Source organism: Grimontia marina (genome assembly GCF_900060185.1).
GTDB classification, from domain to species: Bacteria; Pseudomonadota; Gammaproteobacteria; order Enterobacterales; family Vibrionaceae; genus Enterovibrio; species Enterovibrio marinus.
The window spans coordinates 82,458-99,655 of sequence record NZ_FIZY01000013.1 but is presented as its reverse complement, the minus strand read 5'-3'; the positions used below and the strand labels follow the sequence as shown (position 1 = coordinate 99,655).

Sequence of the window (17,198 nt, the reverse complement as noted above, 5' to 3'; positions counted from 1 at the left end):
AAAGCCCCGCTGCAATCAGCGGGGCTTTTTCTTAATAATGAGGTTTTAGGTATTCACTCTAGATAATTGTTCGACCCAGCGAGATCACTACACGACGGTTTTTGTTTCGGCCGATTGGACTTTCATTTTCGGCAATTGGGCGACGCTCACCATAAGCTTCTACCTGAATCCTGTCTTTAGGCAATCCCAATGACATAAAGTACTGCTCCAGTTTTTCAGCGCGGATTTCAGACATTCTCTGGTTAGCTGCTTTCGCCCCGCGGCCATCGGTATAGGTCGCCATCAACACTAAGTCGATATCCGGACTGTAACGGACAAACTCTGCAATTTGCGCGAGTCGCGACATAGAGGCTTTGTTCAGCTCATCACCGTTCTCATTGTAATGAAGTACGGTGAATGCAATGTCTTCAAAAGAATAAGGCAGTAGACGCGCCACACAGCTACTGAATTCGTTGTACGGTTGCTGAAAGGAGACTGAGGATAAAGCAATATCGACCCGCTTCCCCTTACTTTGCCACTCTTTAAAGCTAAAGGTCGGGTAACGGCCATTTTCTAGTTCAGACAACATACTCCAGGCTGTCTGCCCATCTACGTAGCCATTAAACTGCTTATAGAAACGCAAGCGATCGATATATTCCGCAGGCTCACCAGCAAACCAAACCGGAGGCATTGATACTAAGGAGACATTTTGCGTTTGTCCCATTGCCAGGCGCATCTCCAACTCAAAATCCAGATTGATTTTCTTGCTGGCGCGCGAAGTAAATGTCGCCATACCGTAGTTTGGGATCATATGCTCAATACGGCACTCGATCGGTGTATCTACCTTCACCTTCCAGACGGATTCCGTAGGCTTCGCTCCGTAATACTTGCTCGCAGACGCCGATAGCGGCGCAAAGCTTGCGGCAATGCATAATGTCAAAAGCGATGCTTTCTTCATACTGGGGCTGTTCCTGTGACTAAGTGGGACGGTATTGCTTACCTTATCGGAAGGCGAGCCCGTATCTTTAGCCTTATTTTAATCGCTCGCGTCAAAACTAGAAAATGAAAATCCAGTCAGCTTCTGACATAATGCACGCCTCATTTTCACAAGTTATCCGAAGCATGACCCAAGAAACCAACCTGAACACGCTAAAAGCAAGATTTCGTGGCTATTTTCCCGTTGTTATTGATGTTGAAACCGCTGGATTTAATTCCCAAACAGACGCTCTGCTGGAAATCTGCGCTGTCACATTGAAAATGGACGAAGACGGTTGGCTCTCTCCTGATAAAACCATTCACTTTCATGTTTCTCCGTTCGAAGGTGCAAACCTCGTCAAAGAGGCGCTGGAGTTCAACGGAATTAAGGATCCTTTCAGCCCGCTACGCGGCGCCGTTGAAGAAGAGCATGCGTTGAAAGAAATCTTCAAACTGATCCGCAAAGAGCAGAAAGCGGCAGGTTGTCAGCGCTCCATCATGGTCGCGCACAATGCAAACTTCGACCACAGCTTCGTGATGGCCGCTTCGGAGCGCAGCCACCTAAAACGCAATCCATTCCACCCATTTGCTACTTTTGACACTGCCGCACTAAGCGGATTGGCATTTGGACAAACCGTGCTGGCAAAAGCCTGTCAAACCGCAGCTATCCCTTTTGATAACCGTGAAGCGCACTCAGCACTTTACGATACAGAACGTACTGCCGAACTTTTCTGTGAGATCGTTAACAAATGGAAGAAATTAGGCGGCTGGCCAATTTTTTCAGCGGACGAAGAATCCGAACAAAGCGCAGACGAATAGCAGTTCAGTGAAACTCGAGAAAAATGGCGGAATAGCATAAATTTAAAGGTGTTTTGCCGTTTTTTTTACCAGTCAAATCAATCGTTTTAAACAAAAGTCTGAAATTATTCTCAACAACTGCTCTTTTAGCGCCTAGATCTCGCGCAAACTATTGATAACAAAACTACAACATTTGGTAAATTGCTACGTATACTGTCTTAGAACGATTCGACACCTGCGCTGAAAAGTTTTGAGCGGCTAATGTCGAAGACGACAAAAATAAAAAAGGCAGTGACAGAGAGGCAATTCCAAATGAAACGTGTAACGCAACGTACCCTACTTTCAACAGCCATTGCGCTGGCCACATTTCAGGCCCATGGCGCTGGCTTCCAAATCAGTGAACATTCCGCCAGCGGTTTAGGTCGCGCATTTGCCGGTGAAGCAGCAATCGCTGACAATGCCGCAGTCGCTGTCCGAAACCCTGCAGCAATGACTATGTTCGATGCCGCACAAGTGTCGGGTGGTCTTTCGTTTATCCAGCCGGATGTGGATGCCAAAGTTAGCGACGCTTCTTTAAACGGAACCACTCTAGGAGCCGACGAGCATAGTGACGTTGCTCCAGACGCTCTGGTTCCAAACTTTCACTACGTTCGTCCGCTGAATGATAAAATGGCGGTTGGTTTTTCAACTTTTTCCAACTTTGGTCTATCCACAGAATACCCAACAGATTCACCAGCTGGTGCAATCGGGGGGCAAACTGAATTATTGACAGTAGACTTCAATGCCAACCTTGCTTACGAAGTTAGCGATCAGTTGAGCCTTGGTGTTGGCCTCAACGCAGTATATGCAGATGCTGAGTTAAAACGTCAAAAAGGTATCCTTAGTAGCGGCTTTGTTTTAGGGGGGTCAGCAACTGATGAGATTTCATATTTGGCTGGCGACGGTTGGGGCTTTGGTTGGAATGCAGGTGCACTTTGGCAATTTAATGAAAACAACCGAGTAGGCGCTAGCTACCGCTCAAAAGTTGATATAACCCTTGAGGGTGATTACAGAGGGACTTCCGCAACAGGAACCGTAGCAGGTGAATTAGAGCTTAACCTTCCGGATATTTTCGAATTCTCTGGCTTCCACAAGCTTGGGGAACAATGGGCGGTTCACTACAGTGCAATGCGTATTGGCTGGAGTAGCTTCCAAGAACTCAGAGCAACAAGCTCTCAATGTCTCAGTTTGTCAGGGCAAGGAGTATGCCTCCAGAAAGACGAAAAATGGGAAAACACTTGGCGCTATTCCTTGGGAGCAACCTACTACCTAAATGATAAATGGGAACTAAGAGCGGGCTATGCAAAAGATGAAAGTCCAGTTCCAGATGCCCATAGAACGCTTAGCATTCCAGATACAGAGCGTGATTGGTACAGCTTAGGTGCAACTTATTATGCCACAGACAACCTAAGTATTGATGCTGGTTTCGCTTATTTGAGTGGCGACGACGTAAATGGTACGGAAAGCGAAAACCTACCTGGAGGTGCCGTCGCAAGCTATGACTTTACCGCTGGCGGTGATGCTTACATTTACGCTCTTAGCGCAAACTACACCTTCTAAGTAACTGTTTCACAAACGAGAAAAGCCGATTCTTTGCAATCGGCTTTTTTGTTTTTAGTCACAAAAGTGAAATTCACCGGTAACAGCCGTGAATTGATTTTCTTCAGTTTTCACGTCAAATTCAAACGCACGCTTAGAATCCAACCACTTTGTTTCTATTCATTAACGCGTTAATACAAGCACTTCAGAAAAACCCAGCCTGTTTTAGTGTATTTACTTAAAACTCAAGTTTTAAAAATAGGCATAAAATACCGAAAATTCAGGCACTCATGTCGTATTTAACACCTATTTAACATCAATGCATGTCATGACATATTAAGCATCGTAAAGATCCGACCAGTAATCATAACAAATTGCTATAGGTTGCAACGTTTTTCCAACTTATTGAAAATATTGGATTTTGGTTAATTATTGACCGATAACTCAATTTGGACGAGAGGCTGTATGTCAAAAAAACTATCAAGAAGCGCCCTAGCGGTCGCCATTGCTCTCACCGCCCCAAGTGCTTGGAGTGCGGGTTTTCAGGTATCAGAACATTCTGCCAGCGGATTAGGTAGGGCTTATGCCGGTGAGGCTGCTATTGCCGATAATGCATCGGTCATGGCACGCAACCCGGCTTCGATGTCACAGTTTGAAGTTGCACAAGCTTCGGGGGCTCTTCACATCGTAAACCCGGAAATAGACATTACCGAAACATCAACTGGCCAGAAGGCTTCAGACGTCGCTCCAATTCAATTCGTACCTGCAAGCTTTTACGTCAGCCCTATTGATGAAAAACTCGCATGGGGTGTTGGGCTGTACACTGTTTACGGGGTCGGAACAGATTACCCTGATGAATTTTTGGCCGGGGATCTGGCTGGTGACACAGCGTTAGTCTCTGTAAACCTAAACCCGGCGGTATCCTATAAACTCAATGATCAATTCAGCATCGGTGCTGGTCTTAATATTGTTTATGCTATTGCGGAGCTTAATCGTCATTTTGGTTTCCCTGCACCTACAAACGCTAGCGACAAGCTAATCAGTATGGAAGGCACCACTTGGGGCTTTGGTTGGAATGTTGGTGCGCTATACGAACTCAATAATAACAATCGATTTGGTATTGCTTACCGTTCAGAGATCGGCCTCGATTTTGAAGGCGACTTTAAGGATTACTCTGGAAACATCGTGCCAGGAGATGGTAAAGCTACAGGTGACTTGAGCGTGCCACTACCTGCCATACTTGAAGTATCCGGTTTTCATCAACTAAATGACACTTGGGCAGTGCATTATAGTGTCATGTGGTCCGAATGGAGCAGTTTCACTGAACTAAAAGCAACAGGTAGTGGTTGCTCTAAAACGAATGGCATCTGCTTCTACAAGAATGAGAAATATGATGACTCGTTGCGTTACTCCATTGGTACAACATACTCACTCAATGAAGATTGGACGATGCGAACTGGTTTCGCATTTGACGAGCAAGCAGGTAAGTCCACACTGAGTATCCCTGATACAGACCGTTACTGGTTTTCGGGCGGTGCCACATATCAATACTCACCGAAACTTTCTATAGATGCTGGCCTCACCTACATCCACAGTAAATCCTCTTCATTCAAAGAAACCAGCAGTGTTTCGGGAAGAGAGTTTACTTTCGATGGTAAGGGATCTGCTTATATCGCAGCCATCCAAGCTAACTATACGTTTTAATGTTGGTGAGGGAGATAAATTAATGAATATTACAATGCTAAACAAAACTAAACTCTCGGTAGCCCTCTCACTAGCTATTGGTTTGACTGGCTGTGGCGAATCAGAACTAAGTGGTTCACCGAACAGTATTTTTGAAGAAAAACATATCCAAGACAGCTTGAACGCCCCAACAAAAGTAAAATTCCATCTATCAGGAGACAGCGCCAATATTCCGGGTCCAAGCTTTGCCCTGATGGACACCAACGACGGTACCTTAAAAATCCCTACTGACTCCGCAAGCCTTTCCGATCCTCGCGCAGCTATGAATACTATGGACGGATGGTCGGTTTCAATGCCAATTGCGATGCAGTTTGAAGGGGCCGGACTTGGAGATAGGCAGATAACTGAAGGGGTAATTGTTGCCCAACTCACCGATAAGTTGACTGGTTCACCATCACTTAAGAAACTTCTTGTTAATGGCACTGACTATCAAGTAAGCAGTAGGGCGAGTGATGACCAACTGTTTATTCAGTTTGCTAACTCCCTCGAAGAAAAAAGCGAATACATCATTGCTTTGACTAATGACCTTAAAGATGTAAACGGTGATGCTGTTGGTATGTCCACTGCGTACGCAATGTTAGTAACAGAGACGGACAACATTACCACCAGCGATATCATCCCTACTGTGGCTGCTGTAACTAAAGGCGTTAACAGCATATTCAGGCTTTTGGGTCAATCCAGTGAGTCGATTATTTACAGCACATGGTTTACGACTCAATCCGTAGGTGATGTTGTATATGCTACTAAAGGAGCAGTTGCTAAAGGCTCTGATCCTGCTGGTGCAAACGGAAACTACAATCTCGTTTGGAAAGGGTCTGCAAATCCTAATAATGTTGACTTAAGCACCGCCTATACACTCTCTTTTTCCGACTCAGGTATTGATTATGCAACGGCTTTAGTAGCGGATAGCAATTTCTCAAACTACATTGACCCCAACAATGAGAGTGCAGCGTTACTTTTAGGCGCATATCAAAACGGTACTCCAAACACCGTGACTGTCAGTAAGGGCACCGTTAAATTACCTTATTTCCTTGAGAAAGATTCTACAAACTGGAATACGACACCATTTGAAGCTGGTATGCCAAGTTTAGCCATCGTCTCTAATGTACTTAACGGTGATGATCAGGATGATGCTGCTGCTGTCGCTCAACAACTTGTCGCTGCTGGTATTGACCTATCGAAGCTTGCTGATGACGTGGACGAACAGCTCAAGCTTGTCGGTTTGACGCTCACGAAAGCCGATGGTTCACAACTTGATGCAGAGCGCATTATCACCCGCTACAACCCAGTACCACAGGTTAAATCACTTGAAGATGTCCCATTCATTTTGTTCACTCCAACTGGAGCGACTGGCCCTATAGAGCTGGTGATTTACCAACATGGTATTACCTCTGCAAAAGAAAATGCATATGCATTTGCCAGCAACATTATCAACGGCTCGCCTAAAGATATCGCTATCATGGCAATTGATCAGCCACTTCACGGAGCAAGAAGCTTAGATGCAACACGTTCAGCAAATGCTGACGCCACGGCATTTTTAAATCTCACATATCTCCCTGTTGGACGTGACAATCTGCGCCAAAGTATGATTGATAACCTAGGCTTACGAGCGTCGTTGACGCGTATGCAGTTAGAAGGAGCACTAGCTGGAACACCGTTAGCACTGCTTGATAATACTGCCACCACACCACCATCATTGTTTGGACATTCATTAGGTGGGATTACAGGGTTTGGTACTGTGGTATCGGCAAACAATACGCTTGATGACGCAAACGGCGACGCCCTATTTAAGTTTTCTCGTATCGCAGCCGCAAACACTGGGGGACAAATAGCCAATTTACTGTTGGGCTCTAATACATTCGGACCTGATATTATTGAACAGGTCTCCACTGCCGCACCTGATATCGATGCGCAAACTGCAGTTAGCCAATTTGCTTATGCCGCGCAAACGGTTATCGATACAGTCGATCCATATAACATGATCGGAGAGCTAGATCTCAATGGCAGCAGCGTGTTAAACGCACTCCCTGTCTACATGCAGCAGGTAAAGAATGACGACACTGTGCCTAATAGCGTAGAAAATGCTCCCTTCGCCGGTACTGAACCTCTTGCCACCAAACAACAGTTGAATATTGTGAATGTTACATCGCCTGCTGCGTCAGGAACACGTAACTTCACCAAGTTCAATGACGTTGCGAAACACAGCACGGTCATTGAGTTCCAAAATGATGACCAGACTGATTTGCCTCACATGACAGAAATGCACAGCCAGTTGGCTCAATTCCTGAGTGGTACCTCTACCTACGGCGTTAGCGACCAGAACGTGCTTGAATAACGGCAATATATTCACCCCAAAAGGCCAGCATCCGCTGGCCTTTCTTCGCCGCACACCAATTCCTTTCAAATTCCCCTCGACAATGTAAAAAATATCAGCAAACTGTGATCTTCGTCTTTTTGGGATAGATTTTGCCCCGTTGGGTGTTTGTAGGGATAGGAAGTAATGAATCCAGTTGTTATTGCTGTTTGCGTGATGCTGCCGTTGGCACTTTTAAGAGTCAACGTGGTGGTTGCGCTAACATTTAGTGCCGTCTTGGGCGGTATGGTCAGTGGTCTAACACTGCCCGAAACCATTTCTGCGTTTGAAGGTGGCTTAGGTGGTGGTGCAACCATCGCGCTGAGTTATGCCATGTTGGGTACCTTTGCAGTAGCGATTAGCCGCTCAGGTATCACGGATCTTTTGGCGCAATCCGTTGTGAAGAAACTGAATGGTAAAGAAAGCCAAAATGCCTCTGCGGCGTTGAAGTACATGGTGCTTGTGGCTCTTGGCCTATTAGCAATCTCGTCTCAGAACGTGATTCCGGTACACATCGCATTTATCCCTATTGTGATTCCACCTTTGCTGCATGTGTTTGCCAAGCTCAACCTTGACCGCCGTTTGGTAGCTTGTGTCCTGACCTTTGGCTTGATCACCCCTTATATGGTGTTGCCTGTGGGTTTTGGCGGCATTTTCTTGAATAATATTCTGTTGAAGAATTTGCACGACAACGGCCTGGATGTCGTCGGCAGTCAGGTTCCTCAAGCCATGTTGCTACCAGCGGCTGGAATGTTGTTTGGTGTGTTGGTTGCGGCCTTTATCAGCTACCGCAAGCCTCGCCACTATTCGGAAGAAAAGATCCTAGCTGCAGAGCCGGAAAAAGCTGAGTTCAAACCGCAGAATATTGCGGTTGCTGTGATCGCTATTGCCGCCGCACTGGGTGTTCAGCTCACCACAGGCTCTATGATTGTCGGTGCACTGGCTGGCTTTATGGTATTTACCTTTGGCGGTGTCATTAAGTGGAAAGATACGCAAGATGTGTTTACCCGCGGCGTTCACATGATGGCGATGATTGGCTTTATCATGATTTCCGCAGCTGGCTTTGCGGCAGTGATGAAAGCAACAGGCGGTGTTGAAACATTGGTCGCTTCATTGGCTTCAGCTATCGGCGACAACAAACCGCTGGCTGCACTATTGATGCTGGTCGTGGGCCTTCTGGTGACTATGGGCATCGGTTCTTCGTTCTCAACGATTCCAATTATTGCAACCATTTACGTGCCACTGGCACTCGCATTTGGCTTCTCACCGATGGCGACCATTGCCTTGGTAGGTACTGCGGCGGCGTTGGGTGACGCTGGCTCTCCCGCTTCCGATTCAACCTTGGGCCCAACTTCAGGTCTGAACGCCGATGGTCAGCACGAGCACATCTGGGATACCGTGGTGCCAACCTTTATCCACTACAACCTGGCGCTGATTGCGTTTGGTTGGATTGCAGCGATGACGCTGTAACCAGAACGACAGATACAAAAAAGCCGCGATTTTGTCAGCGGCTTTTTTTTATGAGAAGGAAAACGCTTAGCTGTTTTCTTCTGCGTCGCGGCGTGTCGCTGCGTTTTTGATCAAAGGCTGAAGCTCACCCTTCTGGAACATTTCCAGGATGATGTCGCAACCGCCGATCAGCTCACCATCAATCCACAGCTGTGGGAAAGTTGGCCACTGCGCGTAGATTGGCAGCTCAGCACGGATATCCGGGTTTTGCAGGATATCGACGTATGCAAATTTCTCACCACACGCCATCAGCGCTTGGCTTGCCTGAGAAGAAAAGCCACAGCTAGGCAGCTTCGGCGAGCCTTTCATGTAAAGCAGGATTGCGTTCTCTTCAATCTGCTGTTTGATTTTATCAATAGTTTCCATTACTTCCTCGAACACCAAGTGTGATGATGACAACGATTCTAACTGTGTTAGCGATGGAAAAAAACGCCTAAAATCTTTAGGGTCAAAATCCGCCGCTTTTTTTAAAATTATTCTTTTAATAAAGTAACAACTTGCTAAACTGTCTCGCAGTCGGTCTATAAGTAGATCCGTCCACTTATGGGTACAACCTAGAGTGTACGATAAATCTACAGGAAGCAATAATGTCAGGGGGCGACCCCGCCTATCATGGAGAATCGAGTAATGGCATTTCAACTACCAGCTCTTCCTTACGAGAAAAACGCGCTTGAGCCACATATCTCTCAAGAAACTCTGGAATTCCACCACGGTAAACACCACAACACTTACGTTGTTAAGCTGAACGGCCTGATCGAAGGTACTGAGCTTGAGAACAAATCTCTGGAAGAGATCGTTAAGACTTCTACTGGCGGTGTTTTCAACAACGCAGCGCAAATCTGGAACCACACTTTCTACTGGCACTGCCTGAGCCCAAATGGTGGCAGCGAGCCTACTGGTGATGTTGCAGATGCAATCGCTAAATCTTTCGGTTCTTTCGAAGAGTTCAAAGCGAAGTTCACTGATTCAGCAATCAACAACTTCGGTTCTTCTTGGACTTGGCTGGTGAAGAAAGCTGATGGCTCTCTGGACATCGTGAACACGTCAAACGCAGCAACTCCACTGACTGAAGACGGTGTAACTCCTCTGCTGACTGTTGACCTTTGGGAACACGCTTACTACATCGATTACCGCAACCTGCGTCCAGACTACATGAATGCGTTCTGGGCTCTGGTTAACTGGGAATTCGTGGCACAGAATCTGGCTGCTTAATTCCAAGCGTAACGCTTAAGACTTGATAGATACCTCGCCTCGGTGGGGTATTTTTTTGCGGTTTACCAAAGTTCGGGCACAAAAAAGCCGCTGTAGTCAGCGGCTTTTGTTCAATCTGAAGGTAACGTTTAAACGTTTAGGCCACTTCAGAAAGGATGATGCGCAGTGTACGACGCAGAGGCTCTGCTGCCCCCCAAAGCAATTGATCACCTACGGTGAATGCATTGAGGAAGTCGTTACCCATTGCCATCTTGCGCAGACGGCCAACAGGAACAGACAGTGTACCGGTCACTTTGGTTGGAGAAAGCTCTTGCACAGTGATGTCACGCTCGTTCGGGATCACTTTCACCCAATCGTTGTGTGATGCAATGATGCTTTCAACTTCGTCCATTGGTACGTCTTTTTTCAGCTTCAACGTCAGAGCCTGGCTGTGACAGCGCATCGCACCGATACGCACACAAGTACCGTCGATAGGTACTGGGCTGTCTTGAATGCCAAGGATCTTGTTGGTCTCAACCGTACCTTTCCATTCTTCTTTGCTCTGACCGTTCTCACGTTTCACATCAATCCAAGGGATCAGTGAGCCTGCCAGCGGTGCACCGAACTCAGACGTTGGAAAATCACCAGAACGCATGGTTTCTGCAACCTTACGATCAATGTCCAGAATAGACGTGGCAGGGTTTGCTAGGTCCATGCTCACAGCGTCGTTGATGGTACCCATTTGGGAAATCAGCTCTCGCATGTTTTTCGCGCCTGCACCAGATGCAGCTTGATACGTTTGCGCTGTCATCCACTCAACCAGACCTTCTTGGTAAAGTCCACCCACTGCCATGAGCATCAGGCTTACGGTACAGTTACCACCCACATAAGCTTTAGTGCCTTTGTGAATGCCTTCTTGAATTTGTTTGAAGTTCACTGGATCCAGCGTGATGATCGCGTCATCTTTCATGCGTAACGTAGAGGCTGCATCAATCCAGAAACCTTTCCAGCCAGCAGCCAGCAGTTTTGGATATACCGCTTCGGTATAGCTGCCGCCCTGACAGGTGATCACGATATCCAGCGTTTTCAGGCTTTCAATATCAAATGCATCTTGCAGCATACCTGCATCTTTGCCGTAGTTCGGCGCAGGGATGCCTACTTGAGAGGTACTGTAGAATACCGGCTCGATGACATCGAAATCCCCTTCTTCTACCATGCGCTGCATCAGTACAGACCCAACCATACCGCGCCAGCCGACTAAACCTACTCTTTTCATTCCCACTCACACTCCATGTTATTAAAGCTTTGCCTCTATCTTGAAAATTAACGACTCAAATAACAAGCAAAAACTGCATCTTTTTGCCCATAAGCTGGGCACATATCAAGGCGTTTGTGCCACACATCATGACTTTGTCAGAAAAATAGAAATGAGGGGGTAATGAGAGCGTATTACCCAGATAAAACACAATCCCTTAAAAGCCCTATGATCGAATATGGATATATAAACCATAATTTTGCCACTTTATCAGATTTAAATATCACCAAATAATAAAAAATCAAAATTAAAACTAGGATTAAAACATTTATTCACATCTCAAATAAACAGTAGCACAACATAAAATCCATACTTTTTATAACATCATAAGCACAAAAATCACCATTTAAACCAGTAAAAATAGCCTATTCAGCTCAAAGCTCACATAAAACGAAATACTTGTTCACCTATTCCTAGCTGATTAGATAAAGTAGGCGCCGCCAACAGGAAGGCAGCATTGATCAGCCCAATATGGATATCGAGCAACAGTGACAGTTGACGGGCTAAATACAAAACAAAAGGTTTGAACTATGCAAAGACATCTGGTGCGACTTCCTTCTATATTCCAAGTATTCGCAGCGTTAGGTCTGTTCCTGTTAATGGCGTTTTCTTTTACCGCCCAACTGGACCTCCCTATCCAGCTTGCTCTTTACATCGGCTGGTTTGTTATCATCGCTCTCGGCATCAAGCTGGGACATAACTATAAAGAACTTGAACAAGCAGCCACACAAGGCATTTCAAATGGTTTGGGTGCAGTATTGATCCTGCTGGCAGTTGGTGCTTTGGTTGGTACATGGATAGCTGGCGGTATCGTACCTACTATCATTTATTACGGTTTAAAAGCGATTCACCCTTCTATCTTCCTCGCGGCCACCATGATTATCTGTTCACTAACCGCACTGGCAACAGGCACATCCTGGGGCGCAGCTGGCACGGCAGGTATTGCCATGATGGGTATTGGTCAGGGTCTTGGTGTTCCTGCGCCAGTCACCGCAGGCGCAGTACTTTCCGGCTGTTACTTTGGTGACAAACTCTCTCCGCTTTCTGATTCCGTGATTCTCGCTTCTTCAATGTCTGGCGTGGAAATCGTCGAACACATTAAGGGCATGCTCCCTATTGCCCTTATCAGCTACATCATCACTGGTATTCTCTTTACGGTATTGGGCCTGCACTATGCGGGCAATGTTGAATTGGCTCAGGTGAACAACGTGATTCGGGCGATGGAGCAGCAGTTTGTTATCACACCGTTGAGCTTTGTACCTGTAGCTATTGTGTTGTTGCTGCTGGCGATGCGCCTGCCCTCTTTCCCAGTGATTTCCCTTGGTTCGGTGCTTGGTATCATCTGGGCGATAATCGTCCAGAATATGGCCCCTCTGGCAGCAATAAACACCGCGTGGGCACCTTTTTCGATTGAATCCGGCGTTTCTTTCATCGATGCGATTCTCAACCGTGGAGGCATGGAATCCATGCTGGGTTCCGTTGCAGTTATCGTCTTCGGTCTTGGCTTTGGCGGTCTTCTCGATAAAGTGGGCGTGTTGGAAACCATCGCCAAACTGTTCGAGCGAAAGGTTGAATCTGCAGGAACCCTAGCGACTTCCACCATCGGTACCGCGTTCCTGGGTAACGTCTTTGGCTCTGCTATGTATGTGTCTCTGATCTTAACCCCTAAAATCTGTGCCAAGAACTATGACCGCCTGGGCTACCAGCGTAAAAACCTCTCCCGTAATGCCGAATTCGGTGGCACGCTAACCTCTGGCATGGTGCCTTGGAGTGACAACGGTATCTACATGGCGAGTATCTTGGGAGTAGCAACGCTCTCCTACGCACCTTTCATGTGGCTGAGCTTCGTTTGTATTATCGTCACTATTCTGACCTCATACATGGGTTGGTTCGTCGACCGTTGCCCACCAACAACTGAAGCGTCAGAAGTAGCACAAACTGTCACTCGCGACACGGTTGCGCAGAAAGCCTGATGGCATTGATTGAAAAAATATGCCGTGGGCAGCAGTTCAGATGCCAACCTGACGAATTTACTGGGTTTACCGACGCTGGGCGTATTAGGTCAAATCGGAGCAGGCTTTCACGCTGCTGAAGAATATTTGGTATCGGATTTTATTTAGCCACGCATCGAGCTTCTTAAACACTGATTCCCAAGCTAACATGCTGACAAGCCCTTAAGATCAAAACAAGGGGCCTTTAAATACCCCTTGTTTTACCTATCAATGGCCGGGGTCTCTTGACCCTAAGATTTATAGCCCCTGAGTGAGTCGAGATAATCTGGCAGGAAAAGTGAGATCTGAGGAATGTAGGTAATCAATATCAGGAAGAAAAGAAGCAGAGTCAGCCATGGTAATGCCGCCTTAATTGCCCATCCCATACTCTCCCCGGTAATACCCGCGGTCACAAACAAGTTCAAACCGACTGGTGGTGTCAACATCCCAATTTCCATGTTCACCACCATGATGATACCCAGGTGAATAGGATCGATACCCAACTGGGTCGCTATGGGGAACAGAATCGGTGCCATGATCAGCAAAATAGCAGATGGTTCCATAAAGTTGCCCGCGATCAGCAGCAGGATATTCACCACGATCAGAAAACCCCAAGCCGGTAAGCCCCATGCCACGATGGTTTCCGCAATAGTATGTGGGATACGTTCGGTCGTCAGTACATGGGCAAATAACATGGCATTGGCGATGATAAACAGCAGCATAATGCTGACTTTAGAAGCATCGCGCACCACGTGGTTCACTTCTTTGTCTGTGAACGATTTCACCATCACCACTTGCAATGCAGCGAAGTTACGCAGCAGCATTGAGAGAGTGCCTTCGCCTTCTTTGCGCCAAGGTGTGTTCTTCAGCGGACCAATATCACGATAACCCCAAACGCTCACCAGCCAGGCATACACAGCAGCAACCGACGCCGCTTCTGTCGGACTGGCGACACCACCGTAAATCGAACCGAGTACGATGATGATCAGCATCAAACCACCCAACGCGTGCAAACCAGAGCGGGTTAGCGCGCCAACACCGGGAAATGGCTGCGAAGGAAGCCCTTTGATGCGAGCGACGATATAAATCGCGATCATCAAAATACCGCCCATCATCAGGCCAGGAATGAAGCCCGCCATAAACATCCGAGACGCTGATACTTCAGTCGCTGCCGCATATACCAGCATGACGATGGACGGAGGGATCAGAATACCGAGTGTTCCAGCATTGGCGATAACCCCCGCCGCAAACGCCTTCGGGTAACCCGCTTTCACCATGCCCACAATAACAATAGAGCCAATGGCCGCCACCGTAGCCGGAGAGCTGCCAGACACCGCAGCAAATAGCATACAGGCCATGACAGATGCCATCGCCAAACCGCCTCTGATGTGGCCGACAGAATCAATCGCAAAGTTAATCAACCTGCGCGCCACACCACCTGTCGACAAAAAAGCAGATGAAAGAATGAAAAACGGGATTGCCAAAAGAGTGTAGTGTTCACTGGTTGCCTCAAAAAGTTTGAGCGCGATGGATGCCAGTGAATCATTGGAAAACATCAGAATAGTGGCAACGCTCGACAGACCCAACGCAATTGCAATAGGCATTCCCATGAACATGCAAAGGAACAAGAGTCCAAAAAGTACGGCAATGGTCATTTGTTTTGCTCCTCCCGGCTTTCCATTTCCTTCGTGACTTCTTCAGCGAGATGCATGCTCTCTTTGGCTTCGTCGACCAGCCCAAAGCCTGAACGTGTACCTTTCAGCACTTCGTAGCCAATGGTGAGTACACGCAACGTCAACAGACCAAATCCCAATATCAAACAGGACATGGCTTTCCATTTCTCAATCGGCAAGTCCTCCATTTCAATGCCAATCATTTTCATTTTGCTGAGATAAACCCAAGAGCCATAAATAAATAGGCCGCAATAGACAAGACAGAGCGCAAGCGCTAGCAAGGTCACCGCTTTCTGGGCATGAGGAGATAGATGTTTGATGGCTGCATCAACACCAATATGTGCGCCTTCTCGTAACCCCCAGGATGTTCCCATCAAAACCAGCCATGCAGAGAGATAAAGCGTCAGCTCCTGTGCCCAGAGCAAACCTTCGTTGAAAAAGAAGCGAAGAATCACCTCAAAAAACACCAGCAGTGTCATTGTCACCAGTAGAAGGCCAATTGCGCCTTCTTCGAAACGGTGTAACAACTTGACCATTTGTAACTCCAAAAATAAAAAGCCCGGAACATGTTCATGTCCGGGCTACAACATTTACTGGTTTGAAGCGACTGCAGCTTCAATGACTTCCTCGCCGATTTCACCTTGGAACTGATTCCATACTGGCTTCATCACTTCTACCCATTGCTGACGCTCAACATCAGTAAGGGTAATGATTTCGCTGCGACCTGAATCCAAAATGTTCTGGCGGTCTTTCATCGCCTTCTCATTGGCAATCGCATTACCGTAAGCCACCGCTTCATTCAATGCGTTTTTCAATACTTCGCGGTCTTCATCCGGCAGTGTCATCCAGAACTCAGTCGATGTGGTAATCATGTAATCCAGTACGCCGTGGTTAGATTCAGTAATATAAGGCTGAACCTCGAAAAACTTCTTGGAGTAGATGTTTGACCAGGTATTTTCCTGACCATCAATTGCACGGGTTTGAAGCAGCGTAAACACTTCAGAGAACGGTTTTTTGAGCGGTACAGCATCCACTGCTTCAAACTGCGCAGCCAGCACATCAGAACTCATGATGCGAAATTTCTTCCCGTCTGCATCACTTGGCACACGCAATGGGTCGTTAGCAGAAAGCTGCTTCAAACCGTTGTGCAAATAGCCAAGGCCAATCAAACCTTTACTGTTCACCGAATCAAGTAGCGCCTGACCCGCAGGGCTTTGCTGAAAACGGTCGACCGCTTTCATGTCCTTAAACAGGAATGGCAGATCATATACCTGCAGTTTTTTAGTGTATTTCGAGAACTTGGAGAGAGAAGGGGCAATAAACTGAACATCTCCAAGCAGCAACGCTTCCATTTCCTTACCATCGCCGAAAAGCTGAGAGTTTGGATAAACCTCAACCACATATTTGTCACCGATGCGCTCTTCAACCAGATCACGGAACTTCAGCGCCATTTGGCCTTTGGGCGTATTTTCAGCCACCACATGTGAAAACTTGATGGTATCCGGTGCTGCTTGAACGCCAGCGCTCATACCCGCGTAAAGCGCCAACACTGAAAACATCGTCGTTAGCTTTTTCATAGCTTTTCCTCTCATTCCTTGTGTCGTTATGTCCCAAACACAACATTGGGAACATTTGCCGTTTAAGGTCTAGTAGAGGAAAAAGAAAAGCATCAGGAGCCAAACAAATTATTAACAAAAATAAAACAAAAGTGGGATGTGCAGGGGAGCAAATGGGTCGAATTCTACCCATTTGCTGTTTGAAACGACTAAGGTGGTAGCCTTAAGGCAATGCGAGGAAATATTGCATAACCATTTAAGTGGAAGATAGCATGTCAAAGACCACCGCCAAACGTTCATATTCGTTTGGTAATATTAAAAGCTGTGCATTGAATTCAGCAATGAGCCCATATAGCGTTTCGCTATCCAAATTGGTTTTCGCCATCTAGCTTTGGGTTCTGCCCATCGGATGATGTGATTAATCTCCAGGCGCTTAGCATCTGGGTAACACTACCTCAGGCACTCACGACATGACAAAGTGCCACTGTCGCGACAACACAGCTCTGACCGCTGAGTTTCTAACACAATCAAGTCTGA

The 17,198-nt window shown here is 46.9% G+C and carries 13 protein-coding genes; 7 read left to right on the top strand and 6 right to left on the bottom strand.

The window, feature by feature from the left end; all coding sequences use genetic code 11:
* Window positions 1-58: 58 nt before the first annotated feature.
* Window positions 59-937, bottom strand: a complete 879-nt coding sequence (gene motY, locus GMA8713_RS09135; RefSeq protein ID WP_062708276.1) for a flagellar protein MotY — start codon at window positions 935-937, stop codon at window positions 59-61.
* Between the two features lie 164 nt (window positions 938-1,101).
* On the opposite strand from motY, the gene rnt reads away from it, so the two are divergent.
* The 5 genes from rnt (at window position 1,102) to GMA8713_RS09110 (ending at window position 8,896) form a co-directional block, all read left to right on the top strand.
* The gene (gene rnt / locus GMA8713_RS09130; RefSeq protein WP_062708346.1) at window positions 1,102-1,773 is read left to right on the top strand and encodes a ribonuclease T; all 672 of its coding nucleotides are present in this window, start codon (window positions 1,102-1,104) and stop codon (window positions 1,771-1,773) included.
* Window positions 1,774-2,064: 291 nt separating this feature from the next.
* Window positions 2,065-3,351 (top strand): outer membrane protein transport protein, encoded by a 1,287-nt coding sequence (locus GMA8713_RS09125; protein WP_062708274.1) that lies wholly within the window; start codon window positions 2,065-2,067, stop codon window positions 3,349-3,351.
* Between the two features lie 444 nt (window positions 3,352-3,795).
* A complete protein-coding gene (locus tag GMA8713_RS09120) occupies window positions 3,796-5,034 on the top strand; it encodes an outer membrane protein transport protein (protein WP_062708271.1) in 1,239 nt (412 codons plus the stop codon).
* A 22-nt stretch (window positions 5,035-5,056) separates the two neighbouring features.
* Window positions 5,057-7,408: a VolA/Pla-1 family phospholipase gene (locus GMA8713_RS09115; protein ID WP_062708268.1), complete on the top strand. Its 2,352-nt coding sequence runs from the start codon at window positions 5,057-5,059 to the stop codon at window positions 7,406-7,408.
* A 165-nt stretch (window positions 7,409-7,573) separates the two neighbouring features.
* Window positions 7,574-8,896, top strand: a complete 1,323-nt coding sequence (locus GMA8713_RS09110; RefSeq protein ID WP_062708265.1) for a Na+/H+ antiporter family protein — start codon at window positions 7,574-7,576, stop codon at window positions 8,894-8,896.
* A 66-nt stretch (window positions 8,897-8,962) separates the two neighbouring features.
* Here GMA8713_RS09110 and GMA8713_RS09105 read toward each other — a convergent pair whose 3' ends face one another.
* The gene (locus GMA8713_RS09105; RefSeq protein WP_046302831.1) at window positions 8,963-9,301 is read right to left on the bottom strand and encodes a Grx4 family monothiol glutaredoxin; all 339 of its coding nucleotides are present in this window, start codon (window positions 9,299-9,301) and stop codon (window positions 8,963-8,965) included.
* Window positions 9,302-9,562: 261 nt separating this feature from the next.
* Between GMA8713_RS09105 and sodB the strand changes: the two genes are divergently transcribed.
* Entirely contained in the window at window positions 9,563-10,147 is a 585-nt protein-coding gene (sodB, locus tag GMA8713_RS09100; RefSeq protein WP_062708262.1) for a superoxide dismutase [Fe], read from the top strand.
* Window positions 10,148-10,283: 136 nt separating this feature from the next.
* Here the strand turns inward: sodB and asd are convergent, their stop codons facing one another.
* Complete coding sequence (asd, locus tag GMA8713_RS09095) at window positions 10,284-11,402, bottom strand: aspartate-semialdehyde dehydrogenase (RefSeq protein ID WP_062708258.1); 1,119 nt, start codon at window positions 11,400-11,402, stop codon at window positions 10,284-10,286.
* A 569-nt stretch (window positions 11,403-11,971) separates the two neighbouring features.
* Between asd and nhaC the strand changes: the two genes are divergently transcribed.
* Window positions 11,972-13,414, top strand: coding sequence for a Na+/H+ antiporter NhaC (gene nhaC, locus GMA8713_RS09090; RefSeq protein WP_062708255.1), 1,443 nt, complete (start codon window positions 11,972-11,974; stop codon window positions 13,412-13,414).
* A gap of 269 nt (window positions 13,415-13,683) precedes the next feature.
* Here the strand turns inward: nhaC and GMA8713_RS09085 are convergent, their stop codons facing one another.
* Genes GMA8713_RS09085 through GMA8713_RS09075 form a run of 3 tightly spaced genes read right to left on the bottom strand, consistent with a single transcriptional unit; the run spans window position 13,684 to window position 16,682 of the window.
* A complete protein-coding gene (locus GMA8713_RS09085) occupies window positions 13,684-15,087 on the bottom strand; it encodes a TRAP transporter large permease (protein ID WP_062708252.1) in 1,404 nt (467 codons plus the stop codon).
* Window positions 15,084-15,641, bottom strand: a complete 558-nt coding sequence (locus GMA8713_RS09080) for a TRAP transporter small permease (RefSeq protein ID WP_062708248.1) — start codon at window positions 15,639-15,641, stop codon at window positions 15,084-15,086. The genes GMA8713_RS09085 and GMA8713_RS09080 overlap by 4 nt, the downstream gene beginning before the upstream one ends.
* A gap of 54 nt (window positions 15,642-15,695) precedes the next feature.
* On the bottom strand, window positions 15,696-16,682 hold the full coding sequence (locus GMA8713_RS09075) for a TRAP transporter substrate-binding protein (RefSeq protein WP_062708245.1): 987 nt from the start codon (window positions 16,680-16,682) through the stop codon (window positions 15,696-15,698).
* Window positions 16,683-17,198 lie beyond the last annotated feature (516 nt).